General features: G+C 68.8%; 22 protein-coding genes and 1 pseudogene. 11 read left to right on the top strand and 12 right to left on the bottom strand.

The window, feature by feature from the left end:
- Window positions 1-377: 377 nt before the first annotated feature.
- Together ACQPWU_RS22025 and ACQPWU_RS22020 are read right to left on the bottom strand one after the other, a co-directional pair.
- Window positions 378-3,596: a glycosyl hydrolase family 95 catalytic domain-containing protein gene (locus ACQPWU_RS22025; protein WP_433442881.1), complete on the bottom strand. Its 3,219-nt coding sequence runs from the start codon at window positions 3,594-3,596 to the stop codon at window positions 378-380.
- A 289-nt stretch (window positions 3,597-3,885) separates the two neighbouring features.
- Window positions 3,886-4,743: a helix-turn-helix transcriptional regulator gene (locus ACQPWU_RS22020; RefSeq protein ID WP_433442879.1), complete on the bottom strand. Its 858-nt coding sequence runs from the start codon at window positions 4,741-4,743 to the stop codon at window positions 3,886-3,888.
- Window positions 4,744-4,875: 132 nt separating this feature from the next.
- Between ACQPWU_RS22020 and ACQPWU_RS22015 the strand changes: the two genes are divergently transcribed.
- Window positions 4,876-5,454 (top strand): short chain dehydrogenase, encoded by a 579-nt coding sequence (locus tag ACQPWU_RS22015; protein WP_433442877.1) that lies wholly within the window; start codon window positions 4,876-4,878, stop codon window positions 5,452-5,454.
- A 55-nt stretch (window positions 5,455-5,509) separates the two neighbouring features.
- Here ACQPWU_RS22015 and ACQPWU_RS22010 read toward each other — a convergent pair whose 3' ends face one another.
- On the bottom strand, window positions 5,510-6,058 hold the full coding sequence (locus ACQPWU_RS22010; protein ID WP_433442875.1) for a TetR/AcrR family transcriptional regulator: 549 nt from the start codon (window positions 6,056-6,058) through the stop codon (window positions 5,510-5,512).
- A gap of 299 nt (window positions 6,059-6,357) precedes the next feature.
- On the opposite strand from ACQPWU_RS22010, the gene ACQPWU_RS22005 reads away from it, so the two are divergent.
- A complete protein-coding gene (locus tag ACQPWU_RS22005; protein ID WP_433442873.1) occupies window positions 6,358-7,572 on the top strand; it encodes a cytochrome P450 in 1,215 nt (404 codons plus the stop codon).
- Window positions 7,573-7,789: 217 nt separating this feature from the next.
- Here ACQPWU_RS22005 and ACQPWU_RS22000 read toward each other — a convergent pair whose 3' ends face one another.
- The gene (locus tag ACQPWU_RS22000; RefSeq protein WP_433442871.1) at window positions 7,790-8,077 is read right to left on the bottom strand and encodes a hypothetical protein; all 288 of its coding nucleotides are present in this window, start codon (window positions 8,075-8,077) and stop codon (window positions 7,790-7,792) included.
- Window positions 8,078-8,185: 108 nt separating this feature from the next.
- A complete protein-coding gene (locus tag ACQPWU_RS21995) occupies window positions 8,186-9,031 on the bottom strand; it encodes an oxidoreductase (RefSeq protein WP_433442870.1) in 846 nt (281 codons plus the stop codon).
- Between the two features lie 62 nt (window positions 9,032-9,093).
- Here ACQPWU_RS21995 and ACQPWU_RS21990 point away from each other — a divergent pair, with 62 nt between their 5' ends.
- On the top strand, window positions 9,094-9,672 hold the full coding sequence (locus ACQPWU_RS21990) for a TetR/AcrR family transcriptional regulator (protein ID WP_433442868.1): 579 nt from the start codon (window positions 9,094-9,096) through the stop codon (window positions 9,670-9,672).
- 54 nt (window positions 9,673-9,726) lie between these two features.
- Here ACQPWU_RS21990 and ACQPWU_RS21985 read toward each other — a convergent pair whose 3' ends face one another.
- The 6 genes and pseudogenes from ACQPWU_RS21985 to ACQPWU_RS21960 form a co-directional block, all read right to left on the bottom strand.
- Window positions 9,727-9,993, bottom strand: a complete 267-nt coding sequence (locus tag ACQPWU_RS21985) for a hypothetical protein (RefSeq protein WP_433442866.1) — start codon at window positions 9,991-9,993, stop codon at window positions 9,727-9,729.
- Between the two features lie 304 nt (window positions 9,994-10,297).
- Window positions 10,298-11,203, bottom strand: coding sequence for an ArsR/SmtB family transcription factor (locus tag ACQPWU_RS21980; protein WP_433445266.1), 906 nt, complete (start codon window positions 11,201-11,203; stop codon window positions 10,298-10,300).
- Window positions 11,204-11,835: 632 nt separating this feature from the next.
- Window positions 11,836-13,252 (bottom strand): annotated as a pseudogene (locus ACQPWU_RS21975) (IS1380 family transposase).
- A 193-nt stretch (window positions 13,253-13,445) separates the two neighbouring features.
- Window positions 13,446-13,889: an RICIN domain-containing protein gene (locus ACQPWU_RS21970; RefSeq protein ID WP_433442864.1), complete on the bottom strand. Its 444-nt coding sequence runs from the start codon at window positions 13,887-13,889 to the stop codon at window positions 13,446-13,448.
- Between the two features lie 45 nt (window positions 13,890-13,934).
- Window positions 13,935-14,096: a hypothetical protein gene (locus tag ACQPWU_RS21965; protein WP_433442862.1), complete on the bottom strand. Its 162-nt coding sequence runs from the start codon at window positions 14,094-14,096 to the stop codon at window positions 13,935-13,937.
- 220 nt (window positions 14,097-14,316) lie between these two features.
- Window positions 14,317-15,102 carry a DNA adenine methylase gene (locus ACQPWU_RS21960; RefSeq protein ID WP_433442860.1) on the bottom strand — a complete coding sequence of 262 codons (786 nt, stop codon included), beginning with the start codon at window positions 15,100-15,102 and terminating at the stop codon, window positions 14,317-14,319.
- Between the two features lie 56 nt (window positions 15,103-15,158).
- Here ACQPWU_RS21960 and ACQPWU_RS21955 point away from each other — a divergent pair, with 56 nt between their 5' ends.
- The 8 genes from ACQPWU_RS21955 (at window position 15,159) to ACQPWU_RS21920 (ending at window position 20,689) form a co-directional block, all read left to right on the top strand.
- A complete protein-coding gene (locus ACQPWU_RS21955) occupies window positions 15,159-15,527 on the top strand; it encodes a hypothetical protein (protein ID WP_433442858.1) in 369 nt (122 codons plus the stop codon).
- A gap of 43 nt (window positions 15,528-15,570) precedes the next feature.
- Entirely contained in the window at window positions 15,571-16,593 is a 1,023-nt protein-coding gene (locus ACQPWU_RS21950) for an ABC transporter ATP-binding protein (RefSeq protein ID WP_433445265.1), read from the top strand.
- Window positions 16,590-17,108: a S26 family signal peptidase gene (locus ACQPWU_RS21945; RefSeq protein WP_433442856.1), complete on the top strand. Its 519-nt coding sequence runs from the start codon at window positions 16,590-16,592 to the stop codon at window positions 17,106-17,108. The genes ACQPWU_RS21950 and ACQPWU_RS21945 overlap by 4 nt, the downstream gene beginning before the upstream one ends.
- A 147-nt stretch (window positions 17,109-17,255) precedes the next feature.
- Window positions 17,256-17,402: a hypothetical protein gene (locus ACQPWU_RS21940; RefSeq protein ID WP_433442855.1), complete on the top strand. Its 147-nt coding sequence runs from the start codon at window positions 17,256-17,258 to the stop codon at window positions 17,400-17,402.
- Window positions 17,399-17,791 (top strand): gluconate 2-dehydrogenase subunit 3 family protein, encoded by a 393-nt coding sequence (locus ACQPWU_RS21935; RefSeq protein WP_433442853.1) that lies wholly within the window; start codon window positions 17,399-17,401, stop codon window positions 17,789-17,791. Before ACQPWU_RS21940 ends, ACQPWU_RS21935 begins: the two co-directional genes overlap by 4 nt.
- Window positions 17,792-17,813: 22 nt before the next feature.
- Window positions 17,814-19,442 carry a GMC family oxidoreductase gene (locus tag ACQPWU_RS21930; RefSeq protein ID WP_433442851.1) on the top strand — a complete coding sequence of 543 codons (1,629 nt, stop codon included), beginning with the start codon at window positions 17,814-17,816 and terminating at the stop codon, window positions 19,440-19,442.
- Between the two features lie 96 nt (window positions 19,443-19,538).
- On the top strand, window positions 19,539-20,054 hold the full coding sequence (locus ACQPWU_RS21925) for a sigma-70 family RNA polymerase sigma factor (protein ID WP_433442849.1): 516 nt from the start codon (window positions 19,539-19,541) through the stop codon (window positions 20,052-20,054).
- Window positions 20,051-20,689, top strand: a complete 639-nt coding sequence (locus tag ACQPWU_RS21920; RefSeq protein WP_433442847.1) for a hypothetical protein — start codon at window positions 20,051-20,053, stop codon at window positions 20,687-20,689. Before ACQPWU_RS21925 ends, ACQPWU_RS21920 begins: the two co-directional genes overlap by 4 nt.
- An 832-nt stretch (window positions 20,690-21,521) precedes the next feature.
- Here ACQPWU_RS21920 and nadE read toward each other — a convergent pair.
- Window positions 21,522-22,352, bottom strand: coding sequence for an ammonia-dependent NAD(+) synthetase (nadE, locus tag ACQPWU_RS21915; protein WP_433442845.1), 831 nt, complete (start codon window positions 22,350-22,352; stop codon window positions 21,522-21,524).
- Window positions 22,353-22,385: the final 33 nt, after the last annotated feature.

Raw genomic sequence — 22,385 nt, 5'->3', positions numbered from 1 at the left:
CGGCGGCGGTGGCGGCGGCGGAAGCGACGACGGCGCCAGCCCGGAGGGCCCTCTTGGAAGCCAACCTGAGATACATGCCTCCCAGCCATGATTCCTCCCCGTTAGGGATCCTAAATGGGACGCTAGCACTCAAATAGTGATAAATATCCACAGAAAAGTTATTCAGACCGACCGTTAATCGCTGCCAACCGTCCGAGGCGTCACGCCCAGGGCAGGCAATGGTCAAGGACGCGTGCTCACCGCCGCCGCGCCGTTGGTCGCCCTCGGCGACACCCCAGAGGGCCGGAGCGCGCCGCCGTGCAAGCGGAGGGCGCCCGGCCGGATGGGGTGGGAACTCCCCACCCGGCCGGGCGGGCGCCGTGGCCTGGCAGTGGGTGTTAAAAGGCCAGTTCCCGCCAGTTCTTCACCTCGTCGGCGGTCAACGGCCTGGCCAGAATGGCGGCGCGGTCCACGCCACCGGTCAGTCGCTGGCCGCCGCCCTGGTCGGCGGCGAAGCGCAGCGGACGGGAGGTGCAGCCGGCGATTCCGTCAGAGGAGGCCTGGCCGGTCGCCTTCCGCTCGCCGTCCACGTAGACGGCGAGGGCGCCGGTGTGATCCAGGGTCACGACAAGGTCGAACCAGCGGCCGGTGGGCAGGGTGGTGTTCAGGGTGACGTTCGCGCCCGCGCCGATGAAGCGCAGCGTGTTGCTCGGCGTCACGTCGATGAGGACGCCATCCGTGCCGGGGTCGCCGGACGGCTGGGAGTCGAACAGCCGGCGGTAGCCGCTGCCCGCGATCTTGACCTCGGCGGCGAACGTCGCCTCCCGCACCAGGCCGAGCGCGGTGTTCGCGGTGGTCAGGTAGGTGTTGCCGTCGAGCGTCAGCCCGCTGCCCGACGGGGCCGTGGCGTCGTAGGCGGCGGTGCCGCCGGTCACGGTGGCGTCGCGGCCGTTGCCGGAGGCGTCGGCGACCGTACCGCCTTCTTTCGGGTCCCAGGCGACCAGGACCGAGCCTGAGGCGGCCGGGGCGCAGGGTTCGAGGGCGAGCACGGCGGTGGCCGCGCTCTTCCAGGAGTCGCCGATGACCGAGGCGGCGAGCACCGCCCGGCGCGAGCCGTCCGCCGGCCCCGGCGTGACCGTGAAGGCGGCGGTCCCCGTCCGTCCCGGCGCCACGCCCGCCACATGGCGGATGGCCGGCTCCACGGTCCAGCCCTGGGGCACGGTGAGCGTCACGTCGGAGGCCGGCACCGCCCGGCGTCGCGTGGCGGTGACCGCGACCTGCGCCTCGAACGGGGTCCCTGCGGTGGCCGTGGCGGGCGCCTTCAGAGCGACGGCCGCCTCGTTCTGGATCGTGTACGCCTTGCCCGCGCGGGCGTTCCAGCTCAGCACGTCACCGTCACGGCGCGGGCCGACCTCGTTGCCCTGCTCATCGTAGACGCGGTAGCGGCCGGCGACGAACGGCGAGCTGACCTTGATCGGGCCGGTCTTGCCCGGGTGCACAGTGACGGTGTCGGGGGCGCCGTCCTTCCAGGTCGCGTCCACGGTGACGTCGCCGCGGGCGCGCAGACCGGACACCGAGCCGTCCCGCCAGGCGGACGGCAGCGCGGGCAGCACGTGCACCACGTCGTGCTGGCTCTGCACCAGCATCTCGGCGATGCCGGAGGTGGCGCCGAAGTTGCCGTCGATCTGGAACGGCGGATGGGTGTCCCACAGGTTGTCCAGCGTGGAGCTCTTGAGCTGCTCGGCCAGCATCTTGTGGGCGTGGTCGCCGTCCAGCAGCCGCGCCCAGAAGTTGATCTTCCAGGCCTTGGACCAGCCGGTGCCGCCGTCGCCGCGCGCGGTCAGCGAGACCTTGGCCGCCTCGGCCTCCGGGGTTCCGGCGGTGATCTGGTTGCCCGGGTGCAGGGCGTACAGGTGGGAGACGTGCCGGTGGGTGTCGGTCTTGGAGTCCCAGTCGCTCTTCCATTCCTGGAGCTGACCCCAGGAGCCGATCCGCAGGCCCGGGTCGAGCTTGGCCAGCGCGGCGCTCACCTCGGCCTGGAAGCCCGCGTCCACGTTCAGCTTCCTGGCCGCCGCCAGGGCGTTGGTGAACACCTCGCGGACGATCTGCTGCGACATCGACGCGCCGGCCGAGAAGTCGCCGTGCTCGGGCGAGTAGCTCGGGGAGACGACGAGTTTGCCGTCGCGCGGGTCGGTGTGCAGGAAGTCCAGCCAGAACTCCGCCGCGCCCTTGATCACCGGGTACGCGGTCTCACGCAGGTAGCCGACGTCGCCGGTGAAGAGATAGCTGTCGTACAGATGCTGGGTGGTCCAGGCGGCGGCCTCGGGGAACCAGAACGAGCTGCCGTAGTTGTGCAGGCCGGTGAAGCCGAACGGGTTCGTCTCGTTGTTGACCACCCAGCCGCGCGTGCCGTAGATCTCCTGGGCGGTCTTGCGGCCGGGCGCGACAAGGGCCGAGATGTAGCGGTCGTAGGGCGTGGTGGTCTCGTGCAGGTTGGTCTGCTCGGCGAGCCAGTAGTTCATCTGCAGGTTGATGTTGACGTGGTAGTCGGCCGACCAGGGTGGGCTGGTGGAGTTGTTCCACACGCCCTGCAGGTTGGCGGGCAGGAGGTCGTTCTCGCGGGAGGAGGAGATCAGCAGGTAGCGGCCGTAGGCGAAGAACAGCGCCTCCAGGGCCCGGTCGTCGGGCGAGGCGCCGCCGCTGTAGTTCCTGCGCAGCTCGTCGGTCGGGATCTTCGGCGTCGTCTGGCCGAGGTCCAGCTTCACCCGGTCGAACAGCCTGCGATAGTCGGCGACGTGCGCGGCCTTGAGCTCGTCGTAGCCCTTGGCGGCGGCCGCGTCCACCGCCGCGGTCACCTTGGCGTGCGGGTCCTCGCCCCGGTAGGAGGGGTACATGCCGGCGTAGTCGGTGCCGGCCGACAGCACGAACACGGCGCTGTCGGCGCCCGTGACGGTGATCCTGTCCCCTGCCTCGGTACGGGTGCCACCCTGGATGATCACCTGCACCTGGGCCTCGAACTTCATCTTGTTGTCGGACAGCTCACCGCGGATGGTGAGCCGGCCGCCGGAGGCCGTGATCGTCTTGTCGTTGCGCGGCGAGGTGTGCCGGAGGGTGAACGACACCTTGCCGCCCTGATCCGCGGAGAGCCGGCCGACGATCACGTTGCCGGGGTTGCTGGCGAAGTACTCGCGCGAGTACCGCACGCCGTCCGCGGTGTAGCCGACCCGGGCCACGGCCTCGCGCAGGCTCAGCTCCCGGCGATAATCCGTGGGGCTCTGCGGCGCGCCGGCCATGTCCAGGTACAGGTCACCGAATGTCTGGTAGGCGCCGAATCCCGTCTTGGGCTGGCCGAGCTTGGCCGCCACATCCGCGGTGGTCATCTTGCCGTCGCGGTCGATCTGTTGCTGGACCTCGGCTATGGCGTTCGGACGCGGGGTCTTCCAGTTGCCGAAGTCGTAGCCGCTGTGTCCGGGACCACCGGTCCACAACGTCTTCTCGTTGAACTGGATCTGCTCCGTGGCCAGGCCACCGAACACCTTGGCACCCAGCGGACCGTTGCCGATGGGCAGGGCCTGGGTCTCCCAGTCAGTCGCGGGCTCGTCGTACCAGAGCGTCAAGTCATCGGGTGTCCGGCCGAGTCCGGCCGTCGAGTCGGGTCCTGTCTGCGCGCGTGCCGGGGATGCGAGTCCGGCCGCCAGGGTTAACCCGACGATCAGACCGGCACTGAATCGCCGTCTCGGGGGGTGGGCCACTGATTCCTCCGATCACATGATGACCTTGACCCAAGGAGATAGCACTGAAACACCCACGCAACAAGAGTTGACATCCGATGTATTGATCGGATTCGTCGAGATAAGCGGCTCGTGCGTCAAGAGATCTGATCGCGCACGTGGATTGATCCGACGTCTAATCCGTGATCGGGAATGCGCCGGCGAGCAGGCGCAGGGCGGCTTCGGACGGGGAGCCGGGTTCGGCGTTGAAGACTGCCACGCGCTGGCCGTCGTCCTTCGGTAGCGCCATGAACTCGGCCAGCAGCGTCATTTCGCCCACGAGCGGATGGTGGTAGATGCGGGCGTCGGTCTCGCAGTCGGCCACCGCGTGTGCGGACCACAGTTTCGCGAACTCCGGGCTGGCCACGCTCAGCTCGCCGACCAGGCTCGCCAGCTCCGGGGAGTCCGGGTACCGCCCGGCGATCAGGCGCAGGTCGGCGACCGTGGAACGGGCCTTGTGGGGCCAGTCGGCGTACAGCGCCCGCATGTGCGGGTCGAGGAAGAGCATGCGGGCGATGTTGGGCCGGTCGGCGGGGCGGCCGGGCGCGTCGAAGTCCAGGTGCCCGGCCAGCAGGGCGTGCGCCGTCCTGTTCCACGCGAGCACGTCGGTGAAGCGCCCGAGGACCAGGGCAGGTACGTCTCCGAGTGACTCGATCATGAGCCGGACGCCTGGCCGCACCTGCTCCGGCTTGGCCGCGCGCCTGCGGGTCTTCGGCTTCGGCCGGGCCAGTGTGTACAGGTGCGCGTGCTCGGCCTCGTCCAGGCGAAGCACGCGGGCGACGGCGTCGAGGACGGCGTCCGAGGCGTTCGGGCTCTGACCCTGCTCGAGGCGGGTGTAGTAGCCGGCGCTCACCCCTGCGAGCTGGGCCAGCTCCTCGCGGCGCAGACCGGGCACGCGGCGGCGGCCCCCGTACGCGGAAAGACCGGTGTCCTCGGGGCGCAGGCGCGCGCGCCTCGACCGCAGGAACTCCCCCAATTCCGTCTGCACGTCCATGTCAAGCCATTGTCGTACATGCCTGGGCGCGGTGCCTGCACCTGTCAGTTGTAGGCACCGCGGAGGGATGGCTGCTCCGCGCCGCCGCCCGCACGCTGGTCCCTGACAGAACATGAGCGAAAAGGAACTCTGATGCGAATTGTGGTGATCGGTGCGACCGGGATCATCGGCCGGGCGGTGAGCGATCTGCTGGGCGAGCGCCATGAGGTGGTGCGGGCATCGCGCCAGGGCCCTATCCGGGTGGACATGACGGATCCGGCGTCCATTGACTCCATGTTCAGCGAGGTCGGCGAGGTGGACGCGGTGGTGTGCTGCGCCGCCGGCGGAACCATGGCACGGCTGACGGACGCCGGGTACTGGACCGGCCTGGACGGCAAGCTGCTCGGGCAGGTGAACCTGGTGCGGCAGGCGCTCGCCCACGTGCGCGACGGCGGGTCGATCACGCTCACGAGCGGGCGGTTCGCCGAGCCGGTGCCGGGCAGCTCGCTCGGGCATCTGGTGAACGCGGGCCTGGAGGCGTTCGTGCTCGCGGCGGCGACAGAGCTGCCAGGCGGCCTGCGACTGAACACCGTCAGCCCAGGGTGGGTGCGGGAGACCCTGGTGGGCCTGGGCATGGATCCGACGGGCGGCACCCCGGTGGCCGACGTCGCCCGCGTCTACGCCGACGCGGTGGAGGGCTCCGCCCAGGGCCGTACCCTGACCTGCCCATGAGGTACGGCGCCACGCCGACCACCTCGACCCGTGCGCGTGCCGTGAACCGGGGCGATCAACGCTCTATGCCCTTGCGGAGGAGCAGCCACGCCCGCTCGGCGGTCTCGCGCCGGACGTCCGCCGGTATCTTGGCGAGGAGCCCCGCGATCATGCCGACCGCCGTCACCAGATCCTCGGTGGTGACATGGTCGCGTACGCGGCCGGCCGTTCGCGCCTGCGACAGCAGGCCCTCCAGCAGCTCGGCCACCTGGTCGCGCAAGCGCATGATGCGCGGGTCCTTGGCGCTGACCATGTCGATGAACGCCGTGGAGGAGATGGCCTGCTCGGTCATCTGCGCCAGCATGTCGTCGAGGGTGGTGCCGGGCGCGGCGGCCAGCGCCTCCAGCTGGGTGACGCCGTCCTCGAACACGGCCAGCGCGAGGCTGACGCGGTCGGGGAAGTGCCGGTACAGGCTGCCCTGGCCGACGCCGGCCGCCCGCGCGATCGAGGTGAGCGGCGCGTCGTATCCGTCGGTCGCGAACAGCTCGCGGGCCGCCGCGATCAACGCCGCCCGGTTCTCGGCCGCGGCGCTGGGGCCTCTGTTGGGTCGGCGCGCGTGGGACATGGGAGCTACAGTAGCAACCGGACTGTATTGTCCGGTTCGTCGGCCGCAAGCTCCTGGTTCTCGCTCGACACGCGTTGAAGGCAAGAGCTACGGTAACAACCGGACGATATAGTCCGGTCATTACCGTACGTCACCCTCGTGGCCTGGGTCTGCATCGCCAGAGCGCGCGCCGTCGCCCGCTCCGATCGAAAGGACGCGCACTTGACCGGCCATACCTTCGCCGACCGCGTCGCCCCGGCAACAAGGCCAGTCACCCCGCCCGGGGTGACACCCATGAAACGCTTCCGAGGAGATACCGCATGAGCCAGAGCGAGCAGGTCCTGAGCTACCCGATGCCGAGTGAGGCGGCGCTGGAGCCGCCCGCGGAGTGGGCGGAGCTGCGCCAGGGGTGCCCGGTGGCGCGCATCAAGTTGCCCAGCGGCGACGAGGCCAAGCTGCTGACCCGCTATGAGGACGTCAAGCAGGTGCTGGCCGACCCTCGCTTCACCCGCCTGCTGAACGCCCCCGACGCGGCCCGGCTGTCGGCCAACGACGACGGCGGGCTGTTCGGCAGCGAGATGGCGGCGATCATCCCCGACAGCGGCGAGGGACACCTGCGCTGGCGGCGCCTGATCGGCAAGTACTTCACCGCCAAGCGCATGGCCGCCCTGCGGCCCGCCATGACGGAGATCGCCGAGCAGCTCATCGACGACATGGTCAAGCGTGGCCGGCCCGGCGACCTCAAGGCCTCCCTGGGCTTCCCGCTGCCCGTGTACGTCATCTGCGACCTGCTCGGAGTCCCCGCGGCCGACCGCGACCGCTTCGCCTACTGGTCCGACACCCTGCTCAACCTCACCAAGTTCGGCCAGGCGGAGATCGACGCCGCCCAGGCCGCGTTCTTCCAGTACATGTCCGACCACGTGGCCGGCAAGCGGGCCGAGCCTGGCGACGACCTCCTCAGCGAGCTGATCAAGGAGAGCGCCGCCGAAGGTGAGGGCCTGTCCGACCTGGAGCTGCTGGTCACCGGCATGGCGCTGCTGGTCGCCGGGCACGAGACCACCGCCAACATGATCGGCAAGATGGTCAGCATGCTGCTGGCCGACCGCGCCCACTGGGAGCGGCTGCTGGCCGACCCGTCGCTGGTGCGCTCCGCGGTGGAGGAGTCGCTGCGCTTCGACGCCAACTCCGGCTTCGGACTGCCGCGCTACCTGAAGGAGGAGATCGAGGTCAGCGGCACGGTGCTGCCCCGCGGGACGACGGTCATCTGCAGCATGGCCGCCGCCAACCGCGACGAGGGCGTCTTCGACCAAGCCGACGACATGGACCTGAGCCGCAGCCCGAACCCGCACCTGGCCTTCGGCTCCGGCGCCCACTCCTGCCTCGGCCAGTCCCTGGCCCGCACCGAGTTGCAGGTCGTCCTGGAGGTGCTGCTGCGCAAGCTGCCCTCCCTGGAACTCGCCGTGCCCGTCGAGGAGCTGGACCGGGTGGACGGCCTCGTGGTCGGCGGCCTGCGCGAAGTCCCCGTGCGCTGGTGACCACGCCATCGAGGTGAGCGCCTGAGGTCTTCTCCGTGCGTGACGGTGCTGCGGCTCCCCAGCCGGCAGCCGCAGCACAAGCACTTTCGGAACGTGGCGGCCATCAGCGCCCGGACACGCCCATGGTGGCGCCGTGTCGAGAGGGGCGCGACTCGCGGCGTGAGCGGATCCTTGCCGTTGCGAGGGACGTGTGAGCTTCCCGGCCCACCGTCAATGGTCACGCCAGTTCGGGTGTCCATGCAGGGTCGCGACCTGCGAAGCCGAGTGCGCGGTCGAGCGCCGGCGCGTCATCGGCGACCTCGACCACCGGTCCGAAGAGCCCGTCCCGGCCGGCTGCCTGCTCCGGTTGCGCCGACGCGCTGGTGAACGCGAGGACGGCCGCCGTGTCGGCCGGGTTGCACGTGAACGGCTGGCCGGTGGCGCGGGCCAGGTCCCAGCTGGGTTCGTCCAGCGCGACCATGCTCATCTGTTCGGCGGACATCGTCACGCCGCCGGCCTCGGTCATCCCCGCCAGGCGATCGGGTCGCGCCAGGCTTCCATCTATCATCTCGCAGGGCTCGGTTCGGACATCGCCGCCATTCAAACGATCACCAGGACGATGTGGATCCGGCTGTCAGAGGCTGAACGACACGCCTGTGAGCTTCTCCGAGGCGTCCCAGAGTTGCCGGGCAACTTCCGTGTTCTGCGCGGTCTTGGACCGGCCGATCGGTTCGGCACCGCCACGCATGTGCATCCAGTGCTCCGGTCCGATGAAGCTGTCACCGGGGACATTCCCGATGGCGGCATGCAGCACTGGCAGAGCACCCTCCTCCGGGCCCTGCGCGAACAGACGGAGCATCAGCCTTGTGCCAAGCCCGGACGCCCGGTCGTAGATGTTCGTCGCGACAAAGCCGGGGTGCGCCGTGACTGCCAGCACCTTCGACCCGGCAGCGTTCAGCCGACGTTGCAGCTCGGATGAGAACAGCACGTTAGCCAGCTTCGACGTTGCATAGGCGCTGGACTGTTTGTAGCGGGTGCGTTCCCAGTTGAGATCGTCGAAGTTGATCCGCCCCAATCGCTCCGCCTGTGACGACAGAGAGACCACTCGTCCGGTGATGTGGGGCAGAAGCAGGTTCGTCAGGGCGAACGGACCGAGATGATTGGTTCCGAATTGCAGTTCGAATCCGTCGACAGTCCTTTCGAGTTCGGGGGCCGAGGTGCCTGCGTTGTTGATCAGCAGGTGGATCGGCTCCTGCCAATCGGCAGCGAAACGCCGGATCGACGCCAGATCGGCCAGATCCAGGTGCCGCACCTCGGTGAGGCCAGGCGCCGTCATGGCACCGCTCGCACCCTTCGCCGTGTTACGCACCGCGAAGACGACGCGCGCGCCGTATCCGGCGAGGGCTTTGGCGGTGGCGAGCCCGATTCCGCTGTTCGCGCCGGTCACGATGACTGTCTTGCCTGTGAGGTCTGGGGTCATGACAGCGAGACTAGACGTTGTCTAGTTTCTAGGCAACGTCTAGTTCGGGGTAGGCTGAGGGAGTGACCCAGAGGTCCTTCCATCACGGCAACCTACGAGCCGTCCTGCTAGACCAGGCCGAGCAGACCTTGCGCGAGGGCGGCATCGACGCGCTGTCGCTGCGTGAGCTGGCACGGAAGGCCGGCGTCAGTCATGGCGCACCCCGAAGCCACTTCGTTGACCGGCAGTCGCTCCTGGACGCGCTCGCCGAGCGAGGCTTCAACCGCCTCGCCGATGAAGTAGAAGCGGTGATCGCTTCCGACGCCGCGGACTACAAGCAACGTTTCCGCGCTATCGCGACCTCCTATGTGCACTTCGCCGTCACGGACGCCGCGCTCCTGGACCTCATGTTCACCGCAAAAAACGGCAACGCCCCTGAGGGGCTGCGCGCGGCCTCGGAACGACTTTTCGCAGCCTTCGGTGACCTGATCGACCGCACCACCGAGGCCGGAGAACTCAAACCCCAGAACTCGTACCGACTACAGCTGCTCTTCACCGCTGTCCTGCAGGGAATCGCGTCCCTCGTCAGCACCCGCCGCATCTCCGCAGAGGACGGTGACTCCCTCATCGACGACGCGATCTCCCTCCTGGTCCACGAGTAGAGTCTGGGTGATGTCGTGATCAATCGGCTGCTTGCAGGAGATCTCCGACCCAGATCATCGAGGCGCGAAGCTCGAGGCCGGCGACGCGGTCGACGGCTCGCCGAGGCGGCCGAGTGGCATCCCTGGGAGGGCGGCGAGCGCGAGCACGGGCGGCTTCCGCCACAGGACCTCCGGAGCCGGGATCGGCGCCATAGCCATCGCCTCGACCTCGACGTCGGCGCGCGTCTGATCAGCGTCGATCTTCAGGAACACGTCGCCGACGCGCAGGATCGCGCGCTCGTGATGGGCGACGACGACCTCGGCCTCCTCCGCGTCGGCCATTATCGCGGGGATGACCACCGGCGTCACCGGGCGCGTGCGACTGCGCGGCTGACCGCGTCCCGCTGCCCGGCGGCCTCGTGCACGACACCGGCCGCTGACGGAGCGAGCAGTGAGGTATTTCTGTGCGCCCAATGAACTTGGTCCTCGCTGTCCGCACGCGTGTCCGCTGTCGGCGTCTGGAGCCCTCGGCCACCGCGCCGCTCTTGTCCGTGTTGTCGAACAGGAAGAGGTCAGCGCGGGCTGCGTCGCGAATGGTCGCACGAGCGGATGTCCGCAGCCCCTTGTTGCGCTGAGACGCAAACGCTCAGGTGAACGACCGGCCGTTCAGCAACGCCCTGCCGAGAGCGGTGATGTGATGGAAGATGGCGTTGCCATCACGCCTGGAGTCAACCAGGCCGGCATTGCGCAACACTGTCGTGTGCCGGCTCGCCATGGCCAGCGAGATGCCGAGGCGCCGGGCCAGCTCCGTCGTGGTCATGGGGCCGGCGACCTGCTCCAGGACGTAAGCGCGGGTCCTCCCGAGCAGAGCCACGACCGGTTCGTGTTCCATCGTGCCGTCCGCCCGGACACGAGGCAGCCAGCCGACGGGCGGCTGTACGGGAAAGCACAGCACAGGCGGCAAATCGGTGTCCCGCAGCGTGATCGGATGGCGGCGGCAGAACGCTGACGGCAGGAGAACGAGTCCGCGCCCCTCAAGGTGCACGTCGTGGTCCACGTAGTCGAACACGCTCATGACCGGTGGCTCCCACACCACGTCAGGATGCAGCTCGCCCAGCAGGCGATCGACGCCGCCGTCGGCGAGCCCCTGCAGCCGCCGGTCGCGGTGGGCCTGCAGGTGTGGTCGCAGCATGCGTTTGTACGGAGCTATTCCGGCACGGTGATACTCGGTAATGGCGTTGCCCAACCGGTCGAGCATCGGAGCGCCTCCGTCCAGCAGCGCTCTGATGGACGAGGAATTCGGCTGCTTGTCATTGAAATAACTCAGCTCCTCGCGGAGCCGTTGCGTCGGGGTGGACAACAGCCAATCCAGTTGCTCCTCCAGCGCGGCGCCGCCGCGCCCAGGGGTGAGGAAATCCGGCGAATATCCTTGGGGCGGCGTCAATGACAGCAACAGGCGTATATCAGGGACCTTCACCCGCCGCGTCCGCCGCCACCACTCCCCATAAATCAGGTCCCGCCCTTCCTGCAGCACATGCAAGCTCAGCAGCACGTCCCACAACGGGTCCGTGTCCTCGGCCAAAGTAATCCGCCGTAAGTCCTGGCTGGTGAAGTGTATTCGCAGCACTTCAGCCCTCTCGTCTCGTCGGAGCAGATCTCCTCATCCTTCGACTACCGTCCGGGCAGAATGGTTTGACCCTCTTCGCCCGGGTCCGCCGGGTCCGCTCGGCCGCCGAACTCACTGGCGCAATCGACCGTCACGGCAAGGATGACCAGCGGCGATGGCAGCCGTGAACAGGGTCCCGTGGACGAACCCGGCCGAGCAGCCATGGGATGGGAGCGCTTCGGCGAGCCCGGAGTAAGAGGCCTGCGGGACGTGTCGGTCCGCCTCTGTGGAGATGGCTGCCGACCCCTGCAGCCTGCCCCCGCCTGGTAGCCGCCACTCCCCCGCCATTTCTCAGCCTGAATCCACGGCGTGATTTGGCCTGATCATTTTCCGGGCCAATTCCTCGACGAGGGCCGGATGCGCAGGTGAGGGCACGTTTTTGGGCATGGCGAAGCCGCCGCGCGCGGGGTCGCGGCCTGTCCGATGTCCTTCAGGGGTCGGGAGCGGGGGTGGGCGCGGCAGCGCGAGTTGTCCGTGCAGGGATCGTCGAGGGCAGCGGTGACCTGGGGCTGGGCGGGTCAGGCCTGGTGTGCGGGCGGTGGGTCGTGGGTGGCGGTGAAGACGTTCATCCAGGCGACTTCCCAGTGCCAGCGGGCAGGCAGGTGGAGGGTGAGGTGGCCGCGGCCGCCCGCTCGGCCGTGCCGGGCGATGCGGGCGGGGACGCTGATGAGGTGGCGGCGCAGGGTCGCTCCGCGCGCCCGGGCGTGGAAGGCGGAGGCCAGGCAGCCGAACGCGCGCAGCAGGTTGTGCGTGATCGCGGCGCAGGTGAGCCAGGCGGCGTTCGCGGCGAACTTCCCTGAGGGCAGGTGGGCGAGCGGCCCGTCGATCAGGTCGGCGTTGACCTGTTCCTGCACGGCGTGATCGCGATGCTGTTCCTCGGCCTGGAGCAGCGTGTAGGGGCTGTCGGTGAAGATCGGGTAGTACCGGTAGGTGGCGAACAACTCGTCTTGGCCGCGCTCGGCCTGGGTGTTGACCTTCTTGACCCGGCGGACGATCAGGCGGGCGGTGACCGCGCCGCCTTTCTTGCTGGTGAAGGCGGTGTAGCCGATCTCGGCGACCTCGGCATCGGAGACCCAGCCGCCGGCTTGGTCATCGAAGACGGCCTTGGGGTACTTGATCGGTGCCCATGCTTCTCGTCGATGGCTGCGATCGCCGCCTTGACCTTGGGGTCCAGTTTGGCGGTGACGGAAAAGCGCACGTCGCCGTCGTGGCAGGCGCCGACGAGTTCGGCACTGTAGAACGCGCTGTCACCGCGCAGCATCAGCGTGCCAGAGCACAGCGCCTGCCGGGCGGTGGCGATCGACTCGCGTACCAAGGATGCCGCGCCGCGAGCGGAGTTGGCGCTGCCACCGCGCAGCCTGGTCGCGGCCACGACCGGGGCGGCCAGCGGGGTGGACAGAGTGATGGTCAGCACGTTGAGCCCGCGGACCAGGACACTCTTTCCTTGGATCTTGGTGTGGCCGAAGCCGGAGCCCTGCTTGGCATACCCGTAGGTGCGCCGCTGCATGGAGTCGATGTCGAGGAAGGCCAGCACGTCAGCGCCGGGCAGCAGCGGCGTGTGCCGCGCCAGTGCGGCGAGTATCTGCCGGGCGACGGTGTCCAGCTGGCGTACGTTGCCCCAGGTGAAGGTGCGCAGGAACGCCCGAGCGTGGACGGCGCGCGGATGCCGGTGAACAGCTTGTCCATTCCCCCGTGCCGCAACGCGTCCAGGTCGTCGATGCTGTCGGCACCGCAGGCCATCCCGGCCACGATCGAGGCGACCTTCGCAGGAGCGTTCACCCCACCTGCCGCTGTCGGGGTCACATGCTCGCCGGTCAGGCGCTCCAGGCCGACCCGCTCAGCCAGCCGCAGCGCCGGAGCCAGGCCGCCGTAGGAGATCAGATGCTCTTCGTCGCAGATCGCGTGAGTGTTGCTGGCGGCGTGGGAGAATCGCACTTACGAGGTGCCTTCCTGAACTGGCTGATTGAAGCGTAGAGAACTCCAATCTTCCCAGTTCAGAGGGCACCTCGCCGCATTTCACAACGCATGCATCAGATTTCAAGCCGTGGATCCAGGCTAAGACCCACGAGCCGGGCAGGCCGCAGGTCGGTGACGGCCCGCCCGGAGATGGTGATGGAACACCGCTCAACTATCCGCCGAGGAATTCCCAGCTATCACCGGTGGCCACGCTAGTTGTTACATAGTAGATACGGACCGTGTCCAGGAACCTGCCCGTGGCTAGGTTCTGCACCCATCCGTTAGGAAGATATCCCCATTTCTGGTGAAGGCCGCCGTTGCACTGCTGGAAGTACACAGCGCCATTGAAGTCGCTGTCGAGACACAGGCCCGTGAAGGCCCTGTGGATAGTGGCGTCGTCTTGTCGGTCCCAGAGCATGTTCAAATTGCCCTCGCGGCACCAGTCCATGAGCACATCATCGTCCACGGTGACGACGCATTGATTCGTTGACAGATTCCTGATGAAAGTGTTCTCCCCGGCGGCGCTCGCAGGGGATACTGGTAGTCCCACGGTGACGGCTGCGGTGGCGATCACCGCCAACGCGACCCGCATCGTCTGCTTGAACGTCTGCTTCACGTATGCCTCCCATGTCCGCTAGCCGGCACGGCCGCTCTGGCCCGGCTATCTATCGGCGATTGTCCGTCGTTTCTCGGCTCGCAGTAGATCGGCTCGTCCGGCGCCGAGGCTCGGAGACATCGAGGTGCCGACGCTGGTGATCATCGCCTTCATACGGGCATCTTCGACCGCGTCGATGATCGATTGACAGTCCAGATGGGTGTCCATTTTCTGATCACACATGTCAGCACACGGGTAACCCACGGACCCCACGCCTGTTCACCTGGTCCGGCTTGTCCTTCAGCGGTTACGGCCTGAACCTCCTACAGGTCTGGTGAGCCGCCACCACGTGCCTCACAGGGGCAAGATCGCTGCTCTACTGATCGTTAACGGTTGTCTCGCAGTCGCGCGTTGGTGGGGTCCCTGCACACGCGGCCACCGACATCGCCTACCTATTGACCCAGATCGACTCGACCGCCATCGTGCGTGCGTCCGACGATGCCTGGCGCACTCGGTAGTCGATCCGTCGCCACCCCGACAGCAGCTCGCCGTACAGCTGCGACCGGTACCCCGACAGGACGACCGCGCCGCGGCAGGAGTTCAGCAGCTCCAGCAGGGGCCGGTGCTGGTCGTCGGCGTCCATCTCCTTGACGTACCGGCCCGAGCCGGCCGCGTTCCGCGTGCTCCGCAGGTACGGCGGGTCCAGGTAGAACGCCGTGTCCGGCGAGTCCATCCGCTGGACGAGCTCCAGCGCGTCGCACTGCTCGATGAACGCCTCCCGCAGCCGGGCCGCGTGCCGGCGCAGGGCAGCGCCCATCCGCTTCGTGGTCGTCGGGTTTTTGACCCGCGTTCTCGAGGTGGGTCGCCGCCACGACGCGCCGGCCTCACCCGAGCGGGACTGCGTGCACTGCACCCACCACCGGCGGGCGCGCTCCAAGTCGGACGCCGTGGCGTCGCCCAGGTTGGCCGCGGTGTGCTCGGCGCGGGCGTACGGGGTGAGCTGGATGGCGCGCTGCAGGTCACGCGGCCGGTCCCGCAGGGTACGCATGAACGCGACGAGGTCGCCGTTGATGTCGTTGATCGTCTCGATCTTCGCGGGGTCCTTGGCGAAGAACACCGCGGCGGACCCGGCGAACGGCTCGCAGTACACCTCGTGCTTGGGGAGCAGCGACGCGAGGAAAGGAGCGAGCTTGCCTTTGGCACCGTAGTACTGGAACGGAGGGCGCAGCGCCACGGGGACCCTCCTCGCTATGGTGACGGAATGGACGATTCGATCAGGCGGATGGCCGAGTGAGCAGGCCGAACCCCTACAACGAGGAGGCGTATCCGGTCGCGATACCGCCACTGGTCTCCTACGTGCTTCCCGGCGAGGTCCACGCACGGGGCGTTTACCTGCTCGCGTGGCGGCAGGCCGGCCCGAAAGCCTGGGAGGGGCTGGTGACGTGGGTGGTTACCACGCACTCGGACGGCGGGGCCTTGCACCAGAAGTTCGTGGAGTGGGTGCCCGCCGATGAGCTGCGGCAGGTCCCGGCCGAGGCGCTGCGCGACCGGTACAAGCAGGTGCCCCCGGTTCAAGCAGTGACAGGATTGTCGCGCTTGGCCGGGAGGTCGATGACCTCGACTAGGTCGGCCAAGTTGACGTGCTCGGCGACCTCTTGAACGTGGGAGCAATAGGCGAGCAGGTAGCGTCGGCCTGGTGTGGATGGTGGCGGCGGCCGGCGAAGGCCGGCTCACGATCGGGGACGTGTCGGTGTTCATCGCCGCTGTGGCCGGTACCCAATCCGGTCTCACCGACCTGATCGTCTCGACCACCGCGGCGTATCAGGAGGCGCTCCTGTTCGAGCACTACGAGGCCGTACTGCGCGCCGCCCCTGCGCCTGTCCCGGCTTCGGCTGCCCGGCCCGCCCCTGTGCCCGCGCTTCGCGACGGCATCCGGCTGCGCGATGTGTGGTTCCGCTACAGCGACGATCACGACTGGGTGCTGCGCGGGGTCGACCTGTTCATCCCGGCGGGCGCCACGGTCGCGCTCATCGGGGCCAACGGCGCCGGCAAGAGCACGCTGGTGAAACTGTTGTGCCGGTTCTACGAGCCGACCCGAGGCGCCATCCTCTGGGACGGCACCGACATCCGGCAGCTCCCGCACGAGGAGCTCCGAGCTCGGATGGGCGCCGTCTTCCAGGACTTCATGGAGTACGACTTCAGCGCCGCCGACAACATCGCCGTAGGTGAGCTGTCCGCGCTGGACGACGAGGCCCGCCTGCGCAAGGCCGCGGAGCTCGCGGGGATCCATGACGCCATCAGCGCGCTGCCCCGCGGCTACCAGACCCTGTTGACCCGGATGTTCGTCGCCGGCCCCGGCCCGGCCGGCTCGGACGTCGGAGTCGTCCTGTCCGGCGGGCAGTGGCAGCGCATCGCCCTGGCCCGCGCCTACCTGCGCCAGGACTGCGACGTCATGATCCTCGACGAGCCCAGCTCCGGGCTGGACGCCGACACCGAACATGACCTGCACACCAGGCTCAGGAACATCCGCAGCGCAAGGACCAGCATCCTGATCTCGCACCGCCTCGGCGCCGTACGGGACGCTGACATGATCTTCGTGCTCCGCGACGGCATCATCGCCGAGCAGGGCACGCACGCCCGGTTACTGACCCTCGACGGCGACTACGCACGGATGTTCTCCCTGCAGGCGGCCGGCTACCAGAGCGAGCAGGTGGGTCAACCATGATCATCGAACTGGCCTGCGGCCTGGTCATCGCCGCGGCGACATGGGCCGGGCTTGCTCTGCGCCGCCGGCTGCTGGTCATCACGGTGATCGGCAACAGCATGAAGCCGACCTACGGCCCGGGAACGCGCCTGCTGGCTCGGCGGGTCGCAGACGTCTCCAAGCTGCGGAGAGACGACGTCGTCATCCTGAGGCCACCCGCCGCGGAACAGCCGGTCGGCGTCACAGTGCCGGCCGCCGACGGAAGGGTGATGGCCATCGGCTTGGGGCCGGTGACCAGCCTGGTCGTCAAGCGGGTGCTCGCGCTGCCCGGCGACCCGGTGCCGCGCGACCGCGTCCCCTCGCTCGCTCACGTCGACGAGGAGACCGTCCCCGCGGGACGCATCGTCGTCCTCGGGGACAATCCGGAGGAGTCGGTGGACTCTCGCGGGTACGGCTACGTCGCGGAGGATGCGCTGGTCGCCGTGGTTATCCGCGCGCTGGCGATGTCGCCTCCCAGAGCGCGCGCAAGGCGCTGATCGGCGCGCCGGCGTTCGTCCGGCACAGCAAGGCCGGCTCCCGGTGGCGGCCCCGTCCTGGACATGGGGCCGTATTATCTGGCCATACTGGTGAACTTGCCGAGCCCGTGCCGGACCGCATCGAGGTCCACTGAAGGGACGCTCACCTTGCCCAATCCCAACCACTTCGACGGCGACGTACGACTGCGGCGACGCGAAGACGCAGACTGGTCCGTCCTGCCACCTGTCGCCGGCCAGTCCGGCGCGGCCGGCACCAAGGAGCAGACGCGCCGCGCGCTCGGTTCCGGGGCGTGACCCCTGAGCAGACCGCGACGCTGAGCGCGGTCGTCGACACGATCGTCCCCGCCGACGAGTACCCGAGCGGCACCGAGGCCGGCGTCCTGCACTACCTCGACCAGCAGGCCGGCGTGCACGCGGACTACGGCGTCGGGCTCGACGCCATCGAGGCCGAGGCGCGAGAGAGGTACGGCGCGAGCTTCCCCCTGCTCCCGTACGAACGACGCGAAGCGCTGCTGCGGGATCTGGAGGCCGGCGCCACCCGCACGCCGTGGCCGTTAGACGCGGCGGTGTTCGTGAGCACCGTGGTGGGGCACGTCATGGAGGGCTTCTACGGTGACCCGGGCAACGGCGGCAACCTCGACGCCGTCTCCTGGCGGATGATCGGGTTCGAGGTGCGGGGATGATCAGGCGAGAGGTGCGCGGCTGATGCGGGTGGACGCGGTCGTGATCGGATCGGGCGCCGGGGGCGGGGTCGCCGCCGCGGTCCTGGCCGAGGCGGGCAAACAGGTGCTCGTGCTGGAGCGGGGCCGCGATCTCACGTACGACCGGATCGGCCGCGATCATCTGCGCAACCACCGGATCGCCCGCTATCCGCACCGGTCCGGGCCGGACTACGAGGACGGCCGGCGCGTCTTCGTCGACGCGGTGGGCCGCGAGCGGCTGGTACGGGCCCACGAGCCGGGCTTCCACGGCAACGCCACGCTGGTCGGCGGCGGTACCCGGCTCTACGGGGCCCAGGCGTGGCGGTTCCTGCCCACCGACTTCACGATGGCGAGCACATACGGCGTGCCCGCGGGGAGCAGCCTCGCCGACTGGCCCATCGGCTACGACGACCTGGAGCCCTATTACGAGCGTGCCGAGTGGGAGATCGGGGTCTGCGGCGACCACGCGGCCAGTAGCCGTTATTGGACGCGCGCCAGGCCGTACCCCATGCCCCCGCTTCCTGAGGGCCTGCAGGCCAGAGCGCTGCGCGGGGGTGCGGCCGCCCTCGGCTGGGACGTGCTGCCGGTGCCTCTGCTGATCAATTCGGTGCCGTACGCCGGGCGGTCCGCCTGCACCCGCTGCCAGCACTGCGTCGGCTTCGCCTGCCCGGCGGAGGCGAAGAACGGCTCGCACAACACCGTGCTGAGCCGCGCGCTCGCCACCGGGCGCACCCGGCTGCTGCCGGAGGCCGTGGCCGAACGGGTCGAATGCGATCCCGCGGGCCGCGTCATCGGCGTGCGCTGGGTGGATCGCTCGGGGGCGCGCCACGTCGTCGAGGCCGAGGTGGTGATCTGCGCGGCAGGCGCGATCGAGACGGCGCGACTGCTGCAGAACTCACCGACCCGGCGCGAGCCGCACGGGCTCGGCAACAACCACGACCAGGTGGGCCGGCACCTCCAGGGCCACGCCTACGCATGGGCGCTCGGCGAGATGGACGAACCCGTGTACGACGGGCTCGGGCCCGGCGTCTCGCTGGCGACGCTCGACTTCGCGCACCAAAATGACGGGGCGATCGGCGGGGCGATGCTCGCCGACGAGTTCACCGTGCTGCCGATCGCCTTCTGGGCCCGCAATCTGCCTCCTGACGTGCCCCGCTGGGGCATGGAGAACAAGCGGTACATGCGTGAGAACTACCGCCGCGTCATGCGCGTCGGCGGACCGGTCCAGGAGATCCCCAGCCCGCACGCGAGAACGCGGCTCGACCCCCATGTGCGCGACCGGTGGGGAATCCCCGTCGCCCGCCTGTCCGGCACGACGCATCCGGAGACCCTGCGCACAGAGGACTACATCGCCGGCCGCGCCCGTGAATGGCTGCTCGCCTCGGGCGCGCGCCGGACGTGGACGGCGCCGGCGACCCTGGCCTTGCACGCCGGGCAGCACCAGTCGGGCACGTGCCGGATGGGCGACGACGAGCAGACGTCGGTCGTGGACCGATGGGGCCGGGTCCACGGCCACGACAACCTGTACGTCGTCGACGCCTCCGTGCATGTCACCAACGGTCCCGTCAACCCGGCACTGACGATCATGGCGCTGGCGTTCCGGGCAGCCGAACGGCTCTGCGCCGAGTGGTGACGCTGCCTGCCAGGGCCGGCGTCCCTCGCTTGAACAGCAGCGCTGTGCTTTCGCGCGATCCGGGCGGGAAGCGAGAAATCCGGTAAGCGTCTGGCTGTGCTGGTGCGTATAGGGGACGTGGAGCATCTGGAGTTTGAGGAGTTCTACCAGGAAAGCCGGGATGCCTGCCTCAGGGCGGTGCTTGCCACCACGGGTGACCGGCAGCTGGCGGAGGACCTGGTTGCTGAGGCGTTCACGCGGGCGTGGATGTCGTGGCGGAAGGTGAGCCGGCATCCAGCGCCACACGCCTGGATCGTTCGCGTGGCGCTGAACACCCGGGTCACATGGTGGCGGCGCCGCCGCCACGAGGTCGCCCTCACGGGTCACGACGCCGTGGACCGCGCGGCGGCCGACGGGGCCGATGTGGACCCCGCTCTGCTGGTGGCGCTACGGCGGTTGCCGCGACGGCAGCGGGAGGTGATCGCGCTGCGTGTCTTCCTCGACCTGGACACCGAAACCGCGGCCAGGGCCCTCGGGATCGCTCCGGGAACCGTCACCGCACATCTGTCGCGCGCCGTCGCGGCTTTGCGCGGCGACCTCGCAACAGTCAACGGCCAGGAGGGCGAACGATGAACGACAACGACGTACTGAACGCGATGCGGGACGCGATGGCCGAGGTGCACATGCACACGCCGGTGCAGGAACTCGTGGCGGCAGGCCGCTCGCGCCGCCGCCGCAGGACCGCGGCGACGGCGACCGGCGCGGCATTGGCGACGGGCCTGGCATTGACGCTGGCGATCAGCAGCCCCCAGGTGCACGCCCCGCCTGCGTCCGCCGGCAATCAGGTGCACGTGCGCCTGGCCGCGTTCTCCGTCGACACCAACCCCGACGGCACGGTCACCGTGAAGCTGACCAAGAGGCAGGCACTGGACCCGGAGATCATGCAGCGGACACTGGCCCAGGCCGGTATCCCCGCCCAGATCACGATCAACAAGTGGTGCCAGGCATCGGACGCATCCCAGAGCCTGGAAGCGGACTTGCAAAAGGTCGTCGGGACCGGAGAGCAGTCCGGCGAAAAGGTCATGGTCATCACGCCGTCGGCGATGCCCCCGGCGACCAAGCTGATCATCGGCATGAGGACAGAGGACTACCAGCCCGACTCCCCGAACTCGACCGCGCTCTCAATGCAACTCGTGCCCGACGATGCCCCGCTGACCTGCACCACGGACGTCCCGACGGACACGCCCAAGTCCGGACCCAAGTCCTAGACCGACGCATATAGCCAGGTGACCCATCGGGCAGGGCCACCTGGCACGTCTACTTTGCAGGCAGAGCTCGAGCCATGGCTCCACCCGTACCCGGTGGCACGAACGTGGTGGCCGTCAACCTTCAGTGACCATGTGCGGGCGTTCATGAAGTCCCGCCACCACCGGCGACGGGCGGACCGTCATCCGCGACTGCCCTGACTCAGGAGGTCATCGACGCCGGACTACGGGAGGGCGGCCAGTGACACTCACACCCATCGCTGCCGCTTGGTGACGGCCTGAATGGCGGGCCGGAACGCCGCAATACCTGCAGCCTGCGATGACTTCGAGCTGTGCGCGGAGCAACCGGGCCGAGACGCGCAAGCCATTGGCGAGCGGACGAAGGATCAAGGCGCAACGGCGATCACCGAGCGCGCCTTGCCCGGCTCCGGCCAGGGGCGAACACCTTGGCCGGCATATAGCTTGGCGTCAACGGGCCTTGGAGGAACGCGAGCCGTCCCGAAGGGCCATCAGCCCCACCATCGACAGCGCCGCGACAACGGCGACGGCCGCAGCCACAATGATCGTCTTGCGCATGACTTCCCACCTCGATTACCGATTGTGATACTCCATTACGATACGTAGTATTGCCAATCCGATCGATCTGAACCCCGCGTGTTTTCCCTGGATTCGTCAAATACGCAAGCATGGCCGACGCACCCGACGGGGGGGATGCGCGGTGCGGCAATCCCATAACCTGGCGATGGACCTGGGTGCCGCATCACCGGGCCACGGTTTTGATCCACGATCGGGACCGTGGCCATCCGGCTCGAGGCCCGGCTGACGAGGTGCCGGCTCAGGGGGCGATCGGCAGCTGCCGCTTGTGCTCGGTGAGCCGGTAGCGGCCGACGATAGCCGCGAGGGCGGCCTCATCGACCGGCTTGCCTTCCAGGAAGTCGTCGATGTCGTCGTAGGTGACGCCGAGCGCCTCCTCGTCGGGCTTGCCCGGGTTCAGTGTCTCCAGGTCCGCGGTCGGGGTCTTGTGAACCAGCGCGGACGGCGCACCCAGGGCCTGCGACATGGCTCGTACGCGTCGCTTGGTGAGGCCGGTGAGCGGAACCACATCGGCCGCGCCGTCGCCGAACTTGGTGAAGAAGCCGGAGACCGCCTCGGCCGCGTGGTCGGTGCCCACCACCAGGCCTTCGTGCGCGCCCGCTACCGCGTACTGAGCGATCATGCGCTGCCGGGCCTTGATGTTGCCGTGCACGAAGTCCTGGTGGTGCGCGTCGCGGAAGACCATGCCGCCGGCCAGCATCGCCTCCAGCGCGGCGTCGCTGGCGGACTTCACATCGACCGTCAGCACCCGGTCGGGCCGGATGAACTCCAGCGCCAGTTGCGCGTCCTTCTCGTCGGCCTGGGCGCCGTACGGCAGCCGCATCGCGAAGAACGTCGATTCCCGCCCGGCGGCACGGACCCGCTCGACCGCGAGCTGGCACAGCCGGCCCGCGGTCATGGAGTCCACACCGCCGCTGATTCCCAGCACCAACGCGCGCAGGCCCGTGGAGGTCAGCTGGTCGGCGAGGAAGGCCACCCGGCGCTCGATCTCCTGCCATACATCGAAGGACGCGCTCACCTGGAGATCTCCGGCGATCTCCTGCTGCAGGGTTATGGGCGCCAGGTCGGTCACGGTTGCTCCTCGGTCGGGCTCGTGGGCGGGGTC

This window comes from Nonomuraea sp. CA-141351 (genome assembly GCF_050944675.1).
In the GTDB taxonomy this organism is placed as follows: Bacteria; Actinomycetota; Actinomycetes; order Streptosporangiales; family Streptosporangiaceae; genus Nonomuraea.
This window is presented reverse-complemented; position numbering and strand designations above follow the sequence as displayed.